Origin of the sequence: Paenibacillus sp. 2003 (genome assembly GCF_031455635.1) — a bacterium.
Classification (GTDB): Bacteria; Bacillota; Bacilli; order Paenibacillales; family Paenibacillaceae; genus Paenibacillus; species Paenibacillus amylolyticus_B.
Genome location: NZ_JAVDTB010000001.1, coordinates 2,771,541 through 2,788,119, shown reverse-complemented (window position 1 = coordinate 2,788,119; position 16,579 = coordinate 2,771,541). Strand labels below are relative to the sequence as shown.

The following is a 16,579-nucleotide window of genomic DNA, read 5'->3' as shown; positions in this document are numbered from 1 at the left end:
GTTGTAACGTTCAACGGCAGTACGTATATTGCGAATGTGGCGTCACCAACGGGAACGCCGGGGACTTCACCGGATTACACATTGCTTGCGGGCGCAGGAGCAACGGGAGTTACAGGAGCAACCGGCGTTGGAGTGACAGGAAGTACCGGAGTCACAGGGGCATCGGGCGTAGCAGGAGCGACAGGTGTAGGTTTAAGTGGTATCGTGCCATTCGATCCAGCCGTAGCCCCAACGTATCCAGCGGGCCAGGTTGTAACGTTCAACGGCAGTACGTATATTGCGAATGTGGCATCACCAACGGGAACACCGGGCACCTCACCAGATTACACGTTGATCGCTGGAGCAGGAGCGACAGGTGTGACCGGTGCAACTGGAGTTGGAGTAACAGGAAGTACTGGTGAAGCAGGAGTGACTGGTTTTACAGGGGTAACCGGGGCGACAGGAATTACAGGAGTCACGGGATTAAGCGTAACGGGATCAACAGGAGTAACTGGAGAAACCGGGGCAACTGGTGAAACAGGAGCAACAGGCGTAACGGGATTGACTGGAGCAACGGGAGTAAGCGTAACAGGTGAAACAGGAGCCACGGGAGTTGGTATAACGGGAAGTACCGGAGCAACTGGTGTAACGGGGGAAACCGGAGCCACAGGTATAATGGGAGCCACAGGAGTCGGGGTAACGGGAAGTACCGGAGTTACTGGTGTCACAGGGGAAACAGGAGTCACAGGTATAACGGGAGCAACTGGAGTCGGCACAACGGGAAGTACCGGAGCAACTGGTGTAACGGGGGAAACCGGAGCCACAGGTATAATGGGAGCCACAGGAGTCGGGGTAACGGGAAGTACCGGAGTTACTGGTGTCACAGGGGAAACAGGAGTCACAGGTATAACGGGAGCAACTGGAGTCGGCACAACGGGAAGTACCGGAGCAACTGGTGCGACTGGTGAAACCGGAGCTACAGGTATAACCGGTGCAACGGGAGTCGGCGTAACGGGAAGTACCGGGGCAACTGGTACGACTGGTGAAACCGGAGCTACAGGTATAACGGGAGCCACGGGAGTGGGCGTAACTGGAAGCACCGGGGCAACTGGTGGCACTGGGGAAACCGGAGCGACAGGTATAACAGGAGCCACGGGAGTAAGCGTAACGGGAAGTACCGGAGTAACTGGAGTTACTGGTGAAACCGGAGCAACAGGTATAACGGGAGCCACGGGAGTGGGCGTAACTGGAAGCACCGGGGCAACTGGTGGCACTGGGGAAACCGGAGCGACAGGTATAACAGGAGCCACGGGAGTAAGCGTAACGGGAAGTACCGGAGTAACTGGAGTTACTGGTGAAACCGGAGCAACAGGTATAACGGGAGCCACGGGAGTGGGCGTAACGGGAAGTACCGGAGCAACTGGTGGCACTGGTGAAACAGGAGCCACAGGTATAACCGGAGCAACAGGAGTCAGCGTAACGGGAAGTACCGGAGTTACTGGTACGACTGGTGAAACCGGAGCAACAGGTATAACGGGAGCCACGGGAGTGGGCGTAACGGGAAGCACCGGGGCAACTGGTATCACGGGTGAAACCGGAGCGACAGGTATAACCGGAGCAACAGGAGTCGGCATAACGGGAAGTACCGGAGTTACTGGTGTGACTGGTGAAACGGGAGCGACAGGTATAACCGGAGCAACAGGAGTCGGCATAACAGGAGTTACCGGAGCAACAGGTGCAACCGGAACATCTGTAACATCTAACTCGGCTTTTGCTGAGAACACTAATGGTACGATTGTTGTAATATTGGGTGGTACTCTCGTTCCATTACCGAATAACCAAAATATTGGCACAGGTATAACCGTCAATGGGACAAATGACACCTTCACGTTGACCAATGCAGGTCGCTACTATATCTCATACAAAATAAATCTGACAGCTGCACTTGCTATCCAATCTCGGGTTTTACTTAACGGTGCAGTAATTCCAGCGAGTGTAGTATCTCCAGTACTTTCTCTCAGTCAGCTGCAGTCTGACTTTATGGTCACCGTTACCGCTGGTTCAACAATACAGTTACAATTATTCGGGCTTGTTGGTGCAGCCGTTCTTTCTCCTCCGGGGGCTACACTAAACATTATTCAGTTAAGTTAAGTTAAGCAAAAGAAGCGGAGTTCATATGGGGTTGGTGGGCACCCCTTTTCCAATTCCACTAATATTTTAGTTTGCAAGCCTCATCACCGATATTTCAGCGGGTACATTCATACAATTTCCTTACGACAAAAAAGACGGGAACCACGAGGGCCCCGTCTTTCCTTTTACATACAGAAATACGTTTGATTATTCCAGAACAATTTCAACAGCAGTATTGATTTCAGGCAGTGCAGCAAGCTGCACAAGCACATCTTTTGGAACAGCTTTATCTACGGTCAGAATCATGATCGCTGCACCACCAATAATTTTACGTCCAACCTGCATGGATGCGATGTTGACATCGTTTTGTCCAAGCAGTGTGCCTACACGACCGATAATACCTGGTTTATCGTTATGTGAGATCAAGATTTGATGACTTTCCGGTGCGATATCTACCGGGAATTTGTCCAGACGAACGATACGCTCTCCATAACCTGCAAGCAATGTACCCGCTACACGGCGTTCCTCAGCATCCTGAGTTGTAACCAATGTTACGGTAATCAGGTTAGTAAATCCTTTAGTTGCTGAGGTTTGGCTTACAACCACATTTAGATCACGGATTTTGGCCAGATGCATGGAGTTAACGATGTTGGCTTCCCCACCCAAATGTCTGGCGAGAATCCCTTTCACAATGTAACGCGTGAGAGGAGAAGTATCTACTTCAGAAAGTTCACCAGCATAGTCGATCCGAATCTCCTGCACTGCATTTTGTGTAATCTGTGCTGCAAAACTACCCAATGTTTCACCCAGTTTGAAATACGGCTGCAATTTGTTCATCACGGTTGGTGCAACAGCCGGCATGTTAACTGCGTTCTTGAACGGTTCATTGCGCAGAATATGAAGAACTTGTTCCGACACATCGATAGCCACGTTCTCTTGTGCTTCTACTGTGGACGCACCAAGGTGAGGCGTAACGATAATGCTTGGGTGATTCAGGAACGGGTGATCAGCGGCTGGCGGCTCGCTTTCGAATACGTCAAATGCTGCACCAGCAACAATACCTTGATCAATGGCTTCGACAAGTGCCATCTCGTCAACTACACCACCACGAGCACAGTTGATGATACGCATGCCTTTTTTCATCACTTCGAATTGTGGACGTGAAATCATATGCCGTGTTTCGGGTGTTAATGGCGTGTGAACGGTCATGAAGTCCGCATTGCGAATGATATCATCTACACTAGCCAGCTTCACTTGCAGCTTCTCGGCACGCTCCTCCGTGAGGAACGGGTCGTAAGCAAGAATATCCATTCCGAATGCTTTGGCGCGCTTGGCAACTTCACTACCGATCCGTCCCATCCCCAGTACACCGAGCGTTTTATTTCTTAATTCCACACCCAGGAAGGTTTTACGATCCCACGTACCCTGAATTGTCTTGGCGTATGCCTGAGGAATGTGTCGTGCCAATGCCATCATCATGGCAAACGTGTGCTCACAGGTTGTGATGGTATTGCCATCAGGTGCATTAATAACGATGATACCGCGCTGTGTAGCAGCTTCCAGATCAATGTTATCTACACCAACACCTGCACGTCCGATCACCTTGAGGTTGGTACCAGCCGTCATAATACGATCTGTAACACGAGTCTGGCTGCGAACCAAGAGGGCATCATAATCACCAATAATGGCAACAAGTTCATCTTCACTAAGACCGGTTTTCTTCTCAACAACAACATCATTTGCATCCACCAGTTGCTGGATCCCCAGATCACTGATTGGGTCCGACACTAACACTTTGTACATGGTTTCTTCCTCCTTAGGTATGTGTATCTATATCGTCAAGGTCTGACCTCAGCGAAGAGGTATTCCTTAAAACCAGGTTGATTCTTCCGCCCAACAACGCGGTGTCGCAGCAGAGGGGGAAGGTGAAGCAAATAGAGTGATCCCACAGATATCCTTTAAAATAAATCAAAAAACTCTCAATCCACATACTGCTTGCGCAATAAGGGACGAGAGTTGTCGTGGTACCACCCTAATTCACCGCCGTTTCGCAACGACAGTCTTAGCGGTCAATGAAGACCGAAGAGGATAACGGGTCTAAACCGATTGCACCTACTCCAATTTCAATGCAATAACTCAGGAGCGCTCAAGACCATTTGCCTGCCACCGATTCACACCTACCATCGGCTCTCTGTAAGACGAAGCAACGTCTTTTTTCCATCATCGTGTTTAACGTGACTAATTTTTTCATAATGTATCATGGCTGACATGAGCATGTCAATAGGCTTAAATGTTTTAAAATGTTTTGCAGATGTCTTTAGATTCACACATAAACAGAGTCACCATAAGTAATACAATAGTTAATATACCTACGACAAGAAGATGGAAAGTAAGCTGTTTGGTGAACTGGATTTTACTGCTTTAATGAAGGAATGGTGCTGACTTCTAACCAGGACTTGGAGCAGGTCTTGAACCTAATTGGTTTTTTGGCTATCATTTAGTATACTATCCGATTGGACAACGTAATTGTTATCCATCAAATTTAACTCAAGAGGACAGACGCATCCGATGAAAAAATTCAAGTTTCCCAAGTTCAAGATTCAGAAGGCTGAGCCACAACAGCTTACCGAGCGTTTGCTTTTAATCAATCTATACTTTACACAAGGTCTGACACTGATTATCGGAGTTGTGTGGATCTTATTGCAGAAACGAAACTTGTTAGATGTACTCGCATGGCCTGACAATTACCAATTTATATGGTGGGGTCTTGGTCTTGCAGGAATAATGCTTGTTATGGACTTGGTACTGTCGTATGTTATACCTCAGGAAAGCATGGATGACGGTGGAATTAACGAGATGTTGTTCCGTGGGCGTCCGATCTGGCACATTGTATGTATAGCAGCCATTGTTGCTGTGTGTGAGGAATTATTATTCCGTGGAGCCATCCAACATGCCATCGGTCCTTACTGGACAAGTATTTTATTTGCAGTTATCCATATTCGTTATTTGCGCCACTGGATTCCAACAGGCTGGGTGTTTGTCTCAAGTTATGGATTGGGTTGGATTTACTTGCAGTCCGGCACATTATGGGCGCCTATATTATGTCACTTTATTATTGATTTGGTGTCCGGATTAGCGATACGTTTTCGGAGGGGATCATGAATCAGCCATTAAGTAGAATGAAGACATATGGCAGTCAGCGCCATCGTCAATCGGATAAAAAAGAGAAATCCGAGCGTCAGGTGGCTTCTCAAGTAAGCATCGTTGCTGAAACGGCAGCAGCTGCTGAGGTTGGCGGAATCACACCAATTACTTCCGTTTCTTTACCTAGATCACAGCGCAAGCCTTATACAGAAAAGCTGGAAAGTCCAGTACTTCCTCAAAGGGCACCATCACGCTCCAAAAAAACGCCAAATTCAACGGAAGAATCGATCCCCGAAGCGGGTTCGCTTCCTACACGGACAGAATTACATCCTTCACGTCGGTTGAAATTGAGCAAAAGGTTTGTCAATTCACTCATTTTTATTTTTGTCATGTTAACGATTAGTCTGGTTTGGTGGGGGGTTGAAGGGGCACCCGCTCTGAATACGTTCCTTCCCTTGCCGTGGTAATGCTTTTACTCGCAGGTTTAATCATTTTGATGGGAGTTTTACTACTTTTTCATATGTGGCGAGAAGCCCATATTCATCAAATGATTGAAGAAGAGGTTGAAGTGCCTCATCTGCCAACATCCTTTGACGGGGCTATGATTTTGTATGTATCCGATACTCACAAGCGCAAGCTGAAGCAGAAGGATCTGGAAAGCGTAAAAAACAAGGTGGACTGGGTTCTCATCGGCGGGGATGTTGCGGAAAAAGGAATCTCATGGTCTTTAGTTAGACATAACATGAAAATTTTATCGAACATTGCTCCTTCATTTACGGTGTATGGCAACCATGACAAGAGGGCTGGTACCGCTCAACTTGCGCGAATCCTTCGGGAATCGGACGTTAAGCTCCTGCAGGATAATGTGGAATATCTGAAAAGGGGCAACGACAGATTGAGTCTGATCGGTATAGACTATCGTTCCAAACAGGGCGATGTATTACTACAGCAGATCGGTAACCGTTTTTGCAAAATTGCTATCGTTCATGATCCTTTGCAGGCCCTTCGCTTGGAAGAAAATGCAGATCTTATTTTAAGCGGTCATACACATGGCGGACAATTGATTTTACCATTTTTCGGACCTGTGTTCCTGAGCAAAGCGTATCGTCCCGTATCGAACGGGTGGTATTCCCTGAAGCGCAGTACGGAGGACGTTCACCAAGAAGGCAAAATGCTTGTTAGCAGAGGATACGGTACAAATCATCTTCCTCTCCGACTAGGTTGTCCTGCGGAGATGCATATCATCACGTTAAGAGTGCCCGTGGAAAAAGCACTCACAGAGAAACAGCCTTGATCCATTGGATCAAGGCTGTTTTATTTTAATGCGCAAAATTACAATTTAACGAGCTTCCAATTCAATTGCACGCGGATCAACAAAGGAATAACCTTTCTTTTCTAGCTTGGTCAGCAACTCATCCAATGCTTCAACCGTCCATGGCAACTCATGCATCAAAATATTGCTTCCGGGGTTTAACTGGTCCAGTACATTTTGGATGACTTTTTCCGGTTTGTCTTTGGTGCTTTTATCCCAATCGAGCGAACCATTAGACCAAGTCATATATAACATGCCATTTTTCTTCACAGCAGCCTTCAGTGCATCATTTCCCGACCCAAAAGGTGGACGGAAGAATTGCGGTTCCTCACCAATGGTATCCTTCACTATTTTTTGGACATCTGTAACCTGCTTTGCCGCCTTAGCGGTGGACATTTTTTTGAGGTCCTCATGATCCCAGGCATGATTGCCTACAATCTGACCTCGTTCATGTATGAGTTTGAGCAATTCCGGATGGCTTTTCACCCGATATCCATTGACGAAAAATATCGCTTTAGCGTTATGTTTATCTAAAGTGTCGATCAGTGAAGTAATCATTTTTTCTTCTTTGGGTCCATCATCAAAAGTTAACAAGACCACTTTGTTTGGGCTCGCTTCATCGTTTGGTTTAATATAATAATTTTCATTCATATGGTACGTCTTTTCCACTTTCTCTTCTGTAGAAACCTTCTCCGAAGATTCAGGTTCTTCTTCTGTCACAGTTGAATCTTCCGTTGAAGGCTCGGGCACACCAGTTCCAGTTTCTTCTGTTTCATTTGGGTTAGAGTTACCTTGCTCTTCTTGAACTGTGGTAGTTGATTCGCCCGCTGGTGCGGAATTATCAGATGTTTTTTCTTCCGCTGTCCCACAAGCTGACAGCAGCAAACTTGCAGCAATGATCAATGCGGCGGTATGTCTGAACATGATTTCAACTCGCTTTCCTGTATTTATACGGAATGAGATTGCTCACTACCGCAAACACTAAATATGATTTTAACACTTGAAGGAGGTTGGTGTAATGAAGACGTCATCCTTTTTTTGGGGCATTGTCATTGGTGTCGCAGCCAGTTCATGGTTGTCCAAAGGCAAATTGCCCATGATGTCATCGGGTTCATCACGAAACATGATGGATCAGGCAAAACATAAGATGATGGAGATGACTTTCCCGGGTATGGACGGGTTCACAAGCAAGCAAAATCAACATGGTGAATCCCACAAAAATCCGGCAGCAAAGACTGCAAGAGCAATCACACCGCAGGAAAAAGAAGCGAATATGAGCATGCTCAAAGATTTTATTCGCACCAATCCGGATGTGAAGCATGAAGTTGAGCAAATTTTAAGTCAAACAAACACAACAGTACCGGGTTTATAAACCAGAATCTTTAATTAGAATCATCCACAGTCTAGATTGGCTGTGGAATGATTCTTTTTTTGTCGATTTTACTTCGTGCATTTAGAGGTATAAAATGATAACATAACTACATAGATTTATTTTCAGCACATATTGTTTTGTGCTTCATAATCTGTTATAAGACTTGCTTATAAAGGGGAGATCCTGTATGAAAATAGAACGACTAAGTCACGATAAGATACGGATTTTCCTGACCTTTGACGATCTGAGCGAGCGCGGAATACAAAAAGAAGATATGTGGCAGGAAATACCTAAGGTTCATGAACTGTTCACTGAAATGATGGATCAGGCCTATTCCGAACTTGGATTTGATGCCACAGGTCCACTCGCTGTCGAAGTATTCGCACTTCCTGCTCAAGGGATGGTTGTCATTGTCACACGTGGAAAATATGATCCGCAACAATATGGTTCAGGTCATGAAGATGATCTTCCTGAAGAAGTATATGAAATGGAAGTTACACTCGAGCAAAGCGATTCCATCGTTTATGCATTCAAGGACTTTGAAGTGCTCATTGAAGCTGCACATATGTTGCGTCAGCATGTTACGGATGCTGGGAGACTTTATTCTTATAAAGACAAGTGGTTCTTGCATTTGGAGCCAGATGAGGTAGATTCCACCAAACATGCGGCATTGATTGCCTTGCTTGCTGAATTTGGTGAAGGCTCCTCAGTTACTCCGGCAGTTATGGAAGAGTATGGTAAGGTTGTTATTCCTGCACAAGCGATTGATGTTATCTGCACCCACTTCAAACGCCAGGATTAATCTCTAGTTGTAATCGCGTCTTTAGTCAGAGGAGGGAATTTCGGTGCTTTTGTTTTCGGTCTTAGCGGCAGCAGTTGCTCCGGGTCTCGCCTTGTTAACATACTTTTACCTGAAAGACCGTTATGATTATGAGCCACTTCATATGGTATTGCGGGTTTTCCTCATGGGGATTCTGATGGTACTGCCTGTGATGATTATTCAGCGTGGCATGATGATGTGGCTCGGGGACAATCCTTATCTTGAGGCCATTATGATCTCAGGTGGTGTGGAGGAATTCGTTAAATGGTTCGTACTTTATCATATCATCTATAATCACACCGAATTTGATGAGCCTTATGACGGGATCTTATATGCAGTCGCTGTTTCACTTGGATTTGCCACTGTTGAGAATGTGTTGTATGCCTTTGCGGGGAATGCATCCGTCTCAGCCATGTTCCTTCGGGCACTGCTCCCTGTTTCAGGGCACGCTATGTTTGCGGTAATCATGGGTTATTACATGGGTAAAGCCAAGTTTATCGGTGGTAAGAAAAAGCGGTGGTACCTGGTGCTTTCTCTGGTGTTACCTTTTTTCTGGCATGCATTGTACGATGTCATCATGAACACCATGGTGAATCATTGGTTGTGGTTTATAGCGCCGCTAATGGCGGGCCTGTGGTATGGGGCAATGGGTAAAATCACACGAGCTAATAACCGTTCTCCTTTTCGTTTTGTGAAGCGGGAGGAAGAGGTTAAATTATAAAAATACGGACACACTGGTGGACATAAAGCGCATATTGCGCCTATGGCTCCGGTGTGTTTTTATTTTTACGGATAAACTCCCGGGGAATGACCAACAGAAACGGAGATCGTTGTGATGAGAATTAAAATTAAAATCAGATGCAAACAATGCGGTGAACGATTTACATTACGAGGGAAGAAAGAGCGGGGCCGGATTGAGACTGGATTCAAGCAGTGCCTCTGTGATAACAGAGACCAGTTCGAAATTGAAGAAGAGGGCATGGCAACTGGGATTCAGCTGAATTAAAAGGAGGACCCAAACGGTACTTTGGCAGCCTGCTTGTGTAAGGACTGGAAATCGCATGCATAAGAGATCTTTCTTCGATCCACAATAGAGGTAGTGGTTTAGAAGAAAGGAGACTCTACCGATGTATAAACGATTAAGTTCAGTTATGTTTCCGATATTTGCGGTTCTGCTGGTCGGTGCGCTCGTGTGGGGCTATCAGGAGAATCAGGAGAAGAATGCAATTTTGATCAAGGCAGAGAATCAATATCAGCGTGCCTTTCACGATTTATCTTTTCATATGGACAAATTGCATTCGGAGATTGGCAACACCTTGGCGGTTCACTCTACATCACAGGGGATGCATCGCAAAGGTCTGATGAATGTATGGCGACTCACCAGTGAAGCGCAGAATGAGATCAACCAACTGCCACTCACCATGCTGCCCTTTAACGAGACAGAGGAGTTTCTCTCGCGTATTTCCAACTTTGCCTATCGGGCGTCGTTGCGTGACTTGACAAACGAACCGCTTAGTGAGAAGGAAATGGGCAACCTGAAAAAGCTGTATCAGAATTCATCCGAGATTACCAAGAATCTGCAGGATGTGCAGCAGAAAGTCCTGACGGACCGATTGCGCTGGATGGATGCAGAGACTGCCATGGCAACGCAAGAGCAAACCATGGACAACACGATCGTTGATGGTTTTCGTACTGTGAACAAAAAGGTACAGGAATATCCCGAGCTTGATTGGGGTCCTTCCGTATCCAATATCTATGCAAAACGATCAGTCAAGAAACTGGGCGGCTTACCGGTGACCAAAGAACAGATTCAGAGCAAGGCTGCAAAATTCTCTGATGCGGATCGTAGCAAAATCCAAGTGCAGGAGAACGGCAAAGGAACAGACTGGGAGTCCTACACTGCCACGATTGATCATGCCAACAATGGTAAACTGATGATGGATTTCACCCGTAATGGCGGAATGCTGATCTCTTACAGTGATACGCGTCCAATCGGAACCAAAAAAGTGTCTCGTCAGAATGCCATGGCTAAAGCAGATCAATTTCTAATGAACAAAGGTTATAAGGATATGAAGGCTGTAAACTACGATGAATATGGTAATCTGGGTAACCTTACTTATGTGCGTAAGCAAGGGGATACCTTGATCTATCCCGAGAAAATGTCAGTTCGTGTAGGTTTGGATACAGGGGAAGTAACCGGCTTCCAGGCGAGTGACTTTGTCTACGAACATAATGACAAGCGCAAAATTCCGAAAGCAACTCTTACGGAGCAACAGGCGCGGAAAAAGCTTAATTCGGAGTTCGAAGAAAATTATGTTCGAAAATCCTTGATTGAAAATGATTACAGCAAAGAAGTATTGTGTTATGAATTCGGAGGGAAAATTAACGGTTCTCGTTACCGGATATACATTAATGCGAATACAGGAATGGAAGAAGCGGTTGAAGAGATCAAACCGGTCAATGCAACCTCATAAAAAGATGGGTAATCTGAATTTGAAGTTGAGCGAATAACTGCGGCAGACCACGATGTGGTCTGTTTTTTCTTGTTCAATGTGAGAAAGGTCATGGTATAATAGTCCTTGTACATACGAAGATAAATACATAAAGTGGCGGTGAACAGCTTGTTTCCTAAAATAAATGAAATTTTATACATCCAGATTGCTTCTGCAGATGAAAAAGAGGAACACAAAGAGTACAAATCACGCATTGCAGATACGGATGACAGCAGTTTTCTGATTGAGGTCCCGATGCAACAAGGAAGCAGCCGTCTGAAAAGACTCTTTTTCGGAGAGGAATTGTCCATTTCATATATTACGGAGGATGGGGTCCGGCATTATTTTAATACCTATGTCACGGGATTTGAGGAAGATGTGGTCCGTCTTGTCCGTATCCGCAAACCGCTTCCGAGCGATATATCCAAAATACAACGGCGCAGCTTTCTTCGTGTTCATGCAAACCTCGAATTGGCCATCCAAAGTGAAGATCTGACCCGTGCCGTCGGATTGACTGAAGATATTGGTGGCGGTGGATTGTCCATCTACGGCGAAACGGGGTTTTCAATAGCTGAAGGTCAAAAACTGAAATGCTGGTTGCTGGTTCCCTACCGGAATTCAACCATTGAACATGTGAATTTTGAAGCTGAAGTTGTGCGGATCAAAACCCTGGAAACCGGCAGACAGCTATGCATGCTGAAATTTGTGCAGATTTCAGATTCGGAGCGCCAGAAAATTATCAAGTTTTGTTTCGAACGACAATTGGACTATCGCACGAAATAGGAATGTTGTGGCATAAGAAGAAGGAACTGCGGGTACCGTAATGAAAAAAACGGAGGCATTGCCATGAATCATCGTCATGCAACCCGCAGATATGAACGACTTTATTATGTTTTCTCCAGGCGAATGGAACGAAAGGTTACGATTCTGATTACAGTCCTTCTAATCCTGCTTGTGGTATATCAATTGCTGCTGTTGGTACCAGGCTTCAAAAAGAATTTGACCACCATTGACCGCCTGGAAGGAACGCCAATTGAAGTGCAAACGATGAATGATTACGAACATCGTTGATTTGTCTGTTTTTGCATCCATGTGTAGAGTGTGGTATAATTTTCACGATGCAGGCAATGCCTGTTTTTTTATTGAGGTTTATCGTTTGAGGAGGAATGCCCCGTTGGCAAGCCAGAACACATCAGAGAACGGGAAAATGAACGTTGCAATTGACGGACCTGCCGGTGCCGGGAAAAGCACGGTGGCCCGATTGGTTGCAGAGGCGCTCGCGTATGTATACGTCGATACAGGCGCAATGTACCGTGCGGTAACCTTGCACATGCTTCGGAAAGATATTGCGCCGGAAGAAGTGGCACAGGTACTTCAGGAAGCCCAAAAGCTGGTCATTGATTTACAACCGGATCCCGACGGACAGAAAGTGTTCTGTAATGGGGAAGAAGTAACCTCGGAAATCCGCTCCCGTGAAGTGACGGGAATCGTGTCCCGATATGCGCAAATCGAGGGGCTGCGTACGCAATTAGTGGATACTCAGCGGCAAATGGCTTTGCGCAAGGGCGTCGTCATGGATGGACGCGATATCGGAACGACAGTACTGCCCGATGCGGAAGTGAAAATCTTCATGACTGCCAGTGTCGAAGAGCGTGCACTTCGCCGCTTCAAAGAACTGGACCCCTCTGAAGGACTGACGTTGCAACAGCTGGAGCGAGACATTGCCACCCGTGACAGATTGGATGAGAATCGGGAAATTTCCCCATTGCGTTGTGCTGAGGATGCTATCGTCCTTGATACAACGGAGATGAACATTCATGAAGTGGTTGACAAAATCGTATCTTATTGCACAATGGTCAGAGGAGAGATCGGTCTATGATTTACACATTTTGCAGCACATTACTGCGGATCATTTATACCATTCTTTTCCGCTTGGAGGCCGTTGGACGGGAGAATATTCCGAAAGAAGGCGGCGTACTTTTATGTTCCAATCATATTAGTAACTTCGATCCTCCAACCGTTGGTATCAAAATTCGCCGTCAGGTGCGTTTCATGGCCAAAAGCGAATTGTTTGAAATTCCGGTACTCGGCCGAATTATTAAAGCCGTGGGCGCTTTCCCCGTTAAACGTGGAGGTGTCAGCAAGGAATCCATCAAAACCTCACTCAATATTTTGCGTGATGGTCAAGTGCTTGGAATCTTCCCCTCGGGAAGCCGTCACAATGATGGAGGTATCGGCAAAAAAGGGGCAGCGAGTTTTGCTCTCCGCAGTGGCGCTACAGTTATTCCTACTGCTATTATCGGTAACTACAAAGTTTTTCGTAAGATGAAAGTTGTATATGGAGCACCAGTAAGTTTGGACGAGTTCAAGGAAGACCCATCTGGAGAAGCTCTGGAGAAGGCGACTGAAAAGATTATGTCCAAGATTAACGAAATGGTGCAAACGGGCGTGCCAAGCAAGTAATGGTTTCGTCGGTAGCTGAGTGCATGTTTCCATATTTTTGAGGGAGACTAAAGCTTGAGCACTCAGTGATGAAAGTGTTTTGAACTCTGCTACAGGCAGGTTTGAATATAATGGGGTTTTTGAATTGAGGAGGGTATTTGACATGTCGGAAGAAATGAAAAATCAAGAAGCAACCCAAGATGAGTTGGATCAATTCGTTTCCTTGAAAAAAGGAGATACCGTAAAAGGAACCATCGTCAAATTGGAAGATAACCAAGCCTATGTGAGCATTGGATATAAATATGACGGTGTCATTCCAATTCGTGAACTGTCTTCATTACATGTTGACAGCGCGTCTGACGCAGTAGAAGTTGGACAAGAAGTTGAAGCTAAAGTTCTTAGCATCGACGACGAGAAAGAAAAACTCGTTCTGTCCAAACGTGCAATCGACAGCGAAAACGCATGGGATCAATTGCAAAAGCATTTTGAAGACCAAGACGTATTCGAAGTTGTTGTAGGTGATGTTGTTAAAGGCGGTCTGGTAGCAGACGTGGGCGTACGTGGATTTATCCCGGCTTCCATGGTTGAACGCCATTTCGTTGAAGACTTCAGCGACTACAAAGGACGCACACTGCGTGTTAAAGTGAAAGAGATCGACCGTGAGAACAACAAAGTGATCCTTTCCCAAAAAGACGTACTGGAGCAAGAATTCGAAGCAAACAAAGCTACAGTAATGGCTGGTTTGCAAGAAGGTCAAGTGATCGAAGGTACAGTACAACGTTTGACTCAATTCGGTGCATTCGTTGATGTGGGCGGAGTTGACGGTTTGGTTCACGTATCCGAGCTGGCTTGGACACACGTTGAAAAACCATCCGACGTACTGTCTGAAGGTGATAAAGTTAGTGTGAAAGTGCTGAAAGTTGACCCTGAAAAAGGCAAAATCAGCCTGAGCATGAAAGCTGTTCAACCAGGTCCTTGGGAAACAGCAAGCGAAAAATTCAATTCCAGCGATATCGTAACAGGTGTTGTAAAACGTCTGGTAGACTTCGGTGCATTTGTTGAAATCGCTCCTGGTGTTGAGGGACTTGTGCATATCTCGCAAATCTCCCACAAACACATCGGCACTCCTCATGAAGTGCTGAAAGAAGGACAAGAAGTTCAAGTTAAAATCTTGGACATGAACCCTTCTGAGCAACGTGTAAGCTTGAGCATCAAAGAAACAGAAGAAGCTCCAGCTCAACCACAAAAATCAGAAAGACCTTCAAGAAACAACGCTCCGCGTGAAGAAATCAACAATCCAAACGTTTCCTTGAACAATCAAGGTATGAGCACTACGCTTGGCGAACTGTTTGGAGACAAACTCAGCAAATTCAAATAAGTTAACAATGCATGGTTCTAAGTTATATACTGCATATTTTGCTGAATAACAAAAGCAAGATCGGCGAGCCCCAGGCGGGTTCGCCGATTGTTTTTATTGCGAGTAATTTGGCATGAAACGTTAGCCAAGACATATCTTTTTTGCTATGATGAGTATCGTAAGTATGGACAGGAGGAGTGGAATGTATGGCAAGACCCGTTGTGGCAATTGTCGGACGACCGAACGTGGGTAAATCCACCATTTTCAATCGGATCATCGGCGACAGACTGGCCATTGTGGAAGACAAGCCGGGCATTACCCGTGACCGCATATATGGAATCGGTGAATGGAACGGTAAACCCTTTAGTATCATTGATACAGGTGGTATCGAAATTGATGGTGAAGATGTAATCTTAAAATCGATTCGGATGCAAGCAGAGCTCGCTATTGAAGAAGCGGATGTTATTGTATTCATGTGTGATGCAAAAGCAGGTATTACGCAATCGGATGAAGAGGTAGCAGAGATGCTCTACCGCTCAGGCAAGCCTATTGTTGTAGCCGTTAACAAAGTGGATAATATCGGACGAAGTGAGCTCATTTATGAGTTTTATGGATTTGGTTTCGGTGATCCCATCGGCGTATCCGGAAGTCACGGTACAGGTGTAGGTGATTTGCTTGATGCAATTGTGGAGAAGCTGCCAGAACTTGAGGAAGAGACTTACGATGAAGATGTCATTCGTGTAGCTCTGATCGGACGTCCTAATGTGGGTAAATCTTCACTGGTGAACGCTATTCTGGGTGAAGAACGTGTCATTGTAAGTGACGTGGCTGGAACGACCCGGGATGCAATTGATACACCTTTTGAAAAAGACGGCCAACGTTACGTGCTGATTGATACAGCAGGTATGCGTAAGCGTGGGAAAGTATATGAAACAACTGAGAAATACAGTGTAATGCGGGCTATGCGTGCGATTGAGCGTGCAGATGTTGTTCTGATTGTCATTAATGGTGAAGAAGGCATTATTGAACAGGACAAGCATATTGCAGGATATGCATTCGAAGCTGGTAAAGCGTCATTGTTTGTTGTGAACAAATGGGACGTAGTAGAGAAGCATGACAAAACGATGAAAGAGTTTGAGAGAAAAATTCGGGATCACTTCCTGTTTATGACTTATGCTCCGGTCGTATTCTTGTCAGCCCTCACAAAACAACGCTTACAAAAACTGTTGCCGGTTGTGCAACGTGTAGCAGAGCAACACTCGTTACGTGTGCAGACACATCTGCTTAACGATGTGGTGTCTGATGCGGTTGCGATTAATCCTCCGCCAACAGATAAAGGACGGAGAATGAGAATTAACTATGTGACTCAGGTTGCAGTTAAACCGCCGACCATGGTTATTTTTGTGAACGACCCTGAGTTGATGCACTTCTCATATGAGCGCTATCTGGAGAATAAAATCCGTGCAGCGTTTGATTTCGAAGGAACACCAATTCGCATATTTACTCGGAAGAAGTCCGACGAAAGTTAGGG

The 16,579-nt window shown here is 45.7% G+C and carries 17 protein-coding genes and 1 other annotated feature; of the genes, 15 read left to right on the top strand and 2 right to left on the bottom strand.

Features of this window, described 5'->3' with window-relative positions; translation table 11 throughout:
• The first annotated feature begins 36 nt into the window (after positions 1 to 36).
• Positions 37 to 2,130 carry a BclA C-terminal domain-containing protein gene (locus tag J2X75_RS12050; protein WP_483874288.1) on the top strand — a complete coding sequence of 698 codons (2,094 nt, stop codon included), beginning with the start codon at positions 37 to 39 and terminating at the stop codon, positions 2,128 to 2,130.
• A gap of 186 nt (positions 2,131 to 2,316) precedes the next feature.
• Here the strand turns inward: J2X75_RS12050 and serA are convergent, their stop codons facing one another.
• Complete coding sequence (gene serA, locus J2X75_RS12045) at positions 2,317 to 3,912, bottom strand: phosphoglycerate dehydrogenase (protein WP_076209897.1); 1,596 nt, start codon at positions 3,910 to 3,912, stop codon at positions 2,317 to 2,319.
• A gap of 199 nt (positions 3,913 to 4,111) precedes the next feature.
• Positions 4,112 to 4,342, bottom strand: a binding site (T-box leader).
• A gap of 335 nt (positions 4,343 to 4,677) precedes the next feature.
• Between serA and J2X75_RS12040 the strand changes: the two genes are divergently transcribed.
• The 3 genes from J2X75_RS12040 (at position 4,678) to J2X75_RS12030 (ending at position 6,547) form a co-directional block, all read left to right on the top strand.
• The gene (locus tag J2X75_RS12040) at positions 4,678 to 5,271 is read left to right on the top strand and encodes a CPBP family intramembrane glutamic endopeptidase (RefSeq protein WP_036607728.1); all 594 of its coding nucleotides are present in this window, start codon (positions 4,678 to 4,680) and stop codon (positions 5,269 to 5,271) included.
• A complete protein-coding gene (locus J2X75_RS12035) occupies positions 5,268 to 5,720 on the top strand; it encodes a hypothetical protein (protein WP_017687671.1) in 453 nt (150 codons plus the stop codon). The genes J2X75_RS12040 and J2X75_RS12035 overlap by 4 nt, the downstream gene beginning before the upstream one ends.
• 80 nt (positions 5,721 to 5,800) lie before the next feature.
• Positions 5,801 to 6,547, top strand: a complete 747-nt coding sequence (locus J2X75_RS12030) for a metallophosphoesterase (RefSeq protein ID WP_310336607.1) — start codon at positions 5,801 to 5,803, stop codon at positions 6,545 to 6,547.
• 45 nt (positions 6,548 to 6,592) lie between these two features.
• On the opposite strand, the gene J2X75_RS12025 is transcribed toward J2X75_RS12030, so the two are convergent.
• Positions 6,593 to 7,489, bottom strand: a complete 897-nt coding sequence (locus J2X75_RS12025; RefSeq protein ID WP_310336604.1) for a polysaccharide deacetylase family protein — start codon at positions 7,487 to 7,489, stop codon at positions 6,593 to 6,595.
• 94 nt (positions 7,490 to 7,583) lie between these two features.
• On the opposite strand from J2X75_RS12025, the gene J2X75_RS12020 reads away from it, so the two are divergent.
• The 11 genes from J2X75_RS12020 (at position 7,584) to der (ending at position 16,577) form a co-directional block, all read left to right on the top strand.
• Positions 7,584 to 7,937 carry a hypothetical protein gene (locus J2X75_RS12020; protein ID WP_047843572.1) on the top strand — a complete coding sequence of 118 codons (354 nt, stop codon included), beginning with the start codon at positions 7,584 to 7,586 and terminating at the stop codon, positions 7,935 to 7,937.
• Positions 7,938 to 8,124: 187 nt separating this feature from the next.
• Positions 8,125 to 8,739 carry a genetic competence negative regulator gene (locus J2X75_RS12015; RefSeq protein WP_076209900.1) on the top strand — a complete coding sequence of 205 codons (615 nt, stop codon included), beginning with the start codon at positions 8,125 to 8,127 and terminating at the stop codon, positions 8,737 to 8,739.
• 43 nt (positions 8,740 to 8,782) lie between these two features.
• Complete coding sequence (gene prsW / locus J2X75_RS12010; RefSeq protein ID WP_017687676.1) at positions 8,783 to 9,478, top strand: glutamic-type intramembrane protease PrsW; 696 nt, start codon at positions 8,783 to 8,785, stop codon at positions 9,476 to 9,478.
• Positions 9,479 to 9,592: 114 nt separating this feature from the next.
• Complete coding sequence (locus tag J2X75_RS12005; protein WP_165980215.1) at positions 9,593 to 9,763, top strand: hypothetical protein; 171 nt, start codon at positions 9,593 to 9,595, stop codon at positions 9,761 to 9,763.
• 121 nt (positions 9,764 to 9,884) lie between these two features.
• Complete coding sequence (gene ypeB / locus J2X75_RS12000) at positions 9,885 to 11,231, top strand: germination protein YpeB (RefSeq protein WP_310336596.1); 1,347 nt, start codon at positions 9,885 to 9,887, stop codon at positions 11,229 to 11,231.
• A 147-nt stretch (positions 11,232 to 11,378) separates the two neighbouring features.
• Entirely contained in the window at positions 11,379 to 12,032 is a 654-nt protein-coding gene (locus J2X75_RS11995) for a flagellar brake protein (protein WP_310336595.1), read from the top strand.
• Between the two features lie 63 nt (positions 12,033 to 12,095).
• Positions 12,096 to 12,320, top strand: coding sequence for a hypothetical protein (locus J2X75_RS11990; RefSeq protein WP_091018057.1), 225 nt, complete (start codon positions 12,096 to 12,098; stop codon positions 12,318 to 12,320).
• 103 nt (positions 12,321 to 12,423) lie between these two features.
• Entirely contained in the window at positions 12,424 to 13,128 is a 705-nt protein-coding gene (gene cmk, locus J2X75_RS11985) for a (d)CMP kinase (protein ID WP_076209905.1), read from the top strand.
• Complete coding sequence (locus tag J2X75_RS11980; protein ID WP_091018056.1) at positions 13,125 to 13,712, top strand: lysophospholipid acyltransferase family protein; 588 nt, start codon at positions 13,125 to 13,127, stop codon at positions 13,710 to 13,712. The genes cmk and J2X75_RS11980 overlap by 4 nt, the downstream gene beginning before the upstream one ends.
• A gap of 142 nt (positions 13,713 to 13,854) precedes the next feature.
• On the top strand, positions 13,855 to 15,069 hold the full coding sequence (rpsA, locus tag J2X75_RS11975) for a 30S ribosomal protein S1 (protein WP_036607712.1): 1,215 nt from the start codon (positions 13,855 to 13,857) through the stop codon (positions 15,067 to 15,069).
• A gap of 185 nt (positions 15,070 to 15,254) precedes the next feature.
• A complete protein-coding gene (gene der, locus J2X75_RS11970; protein ID WP_076209907.1) occupies positions 15,255 to 16,577 on the top strand; it encodes a ribosome biogenesis GTPase Der in 1,323 nt (440 codons plus the stop codon).
• The last annotated feature ends 2 nt before the right edge of the window (positions 16,578 to 16,579 follow it).

Excerpts from the sequence above, each read along its gene's own strand:
- J2X75_RS12030 (WP_310336607.1), top strand. The coding sequence starts at position 5,801 with ATGATTGAAGAAGAGGTTGAAGTGCCTCATCTGCCAACATCCTTTGAC.
- J2X75_RS12025 (WP_310336604.1), bottom strand. The coding sequence starts at position 7,489 with ATGTTCAGACATACCGCCGCATTGATCATTGCTGCAAGTTTGCTGCTG.
- rpsA (WP_036607712.1), top strand. The coding sequence starts at position 13,855 with ATGTCGGAAGAAATGAAAAATCAAGAAGCAACCCAAGATGAGTTGGAT.
- J2X75_RS11990 (WP_091018057.1), top strand. The coding sequence starts at position 12,096 with ATGAATCATCGTCATGCAACCCGCAGATATGAACGACTTTATTATGTT.
- der (WP_076209907.1), top strand. The coding sequence starts at position 15,255 with ATGGCAAGACCCGTTGTGGCAATTGTCGGACGACCGAACGTGGGTAAA.
- J2X75_RS12005 (WP_165980215.1), top strand. The coding sequence starts at position 9,593 with ATGAGAATTAAAATTAAAATCAGATGCAAACAATGCGGTGAACGATTT.
- serA (WP_076209897.1), bottom strand. The coding sequence starts at position 3,912 with ATGTACAAAGTGTTAGTGTCGGACCCAATCAGTGATCTGGGGATCCAG.
- J2X75_RS12020 (WP_047843572.1), top strand. The coding sequence starts at position 7,584 with ATGAAGACGTCATCCTTTTTTTGGGGCATTGTCATTGGTGTCGCAGCC.
- J2X75_RS12040 (WP_036607728.1), top strand. The coding sequence starts at position 4,678 with ATGAAAAAATTCAAGTTTCCCAAGTTCAAGATTCAGAAGGCTGAGCCA.
- J2X75_RS12035 (WP_017687671.1), top strand. The coding sequence starts at position 5,268 with ATGAATCAGCCATTAAGTAGAATGAAGACATATGGCAGTCAGCGCCAT.
- J2X75_RS12015 (WP_076209900.1), top strand. The coding sequence starts at position 8,125 with ATGAAAATAGAACGACTAAGTCACGATAAGATACGGATTTTCCTGACC.
- ypeB (WP_310336596.1), top strand. The coding sequence starts at position 9,885 with ATGTATAAACGATTAAGTTCAGTTATGTTTCCGATATTTGCGGTTCTG.
- J2X75_RS11980 (WP_091018056.1), top strand. The coding sequence starts at position 13,125 with ATGATTTACACATTTTGCAGCACATTACTGCGGATCATTTATACCATT.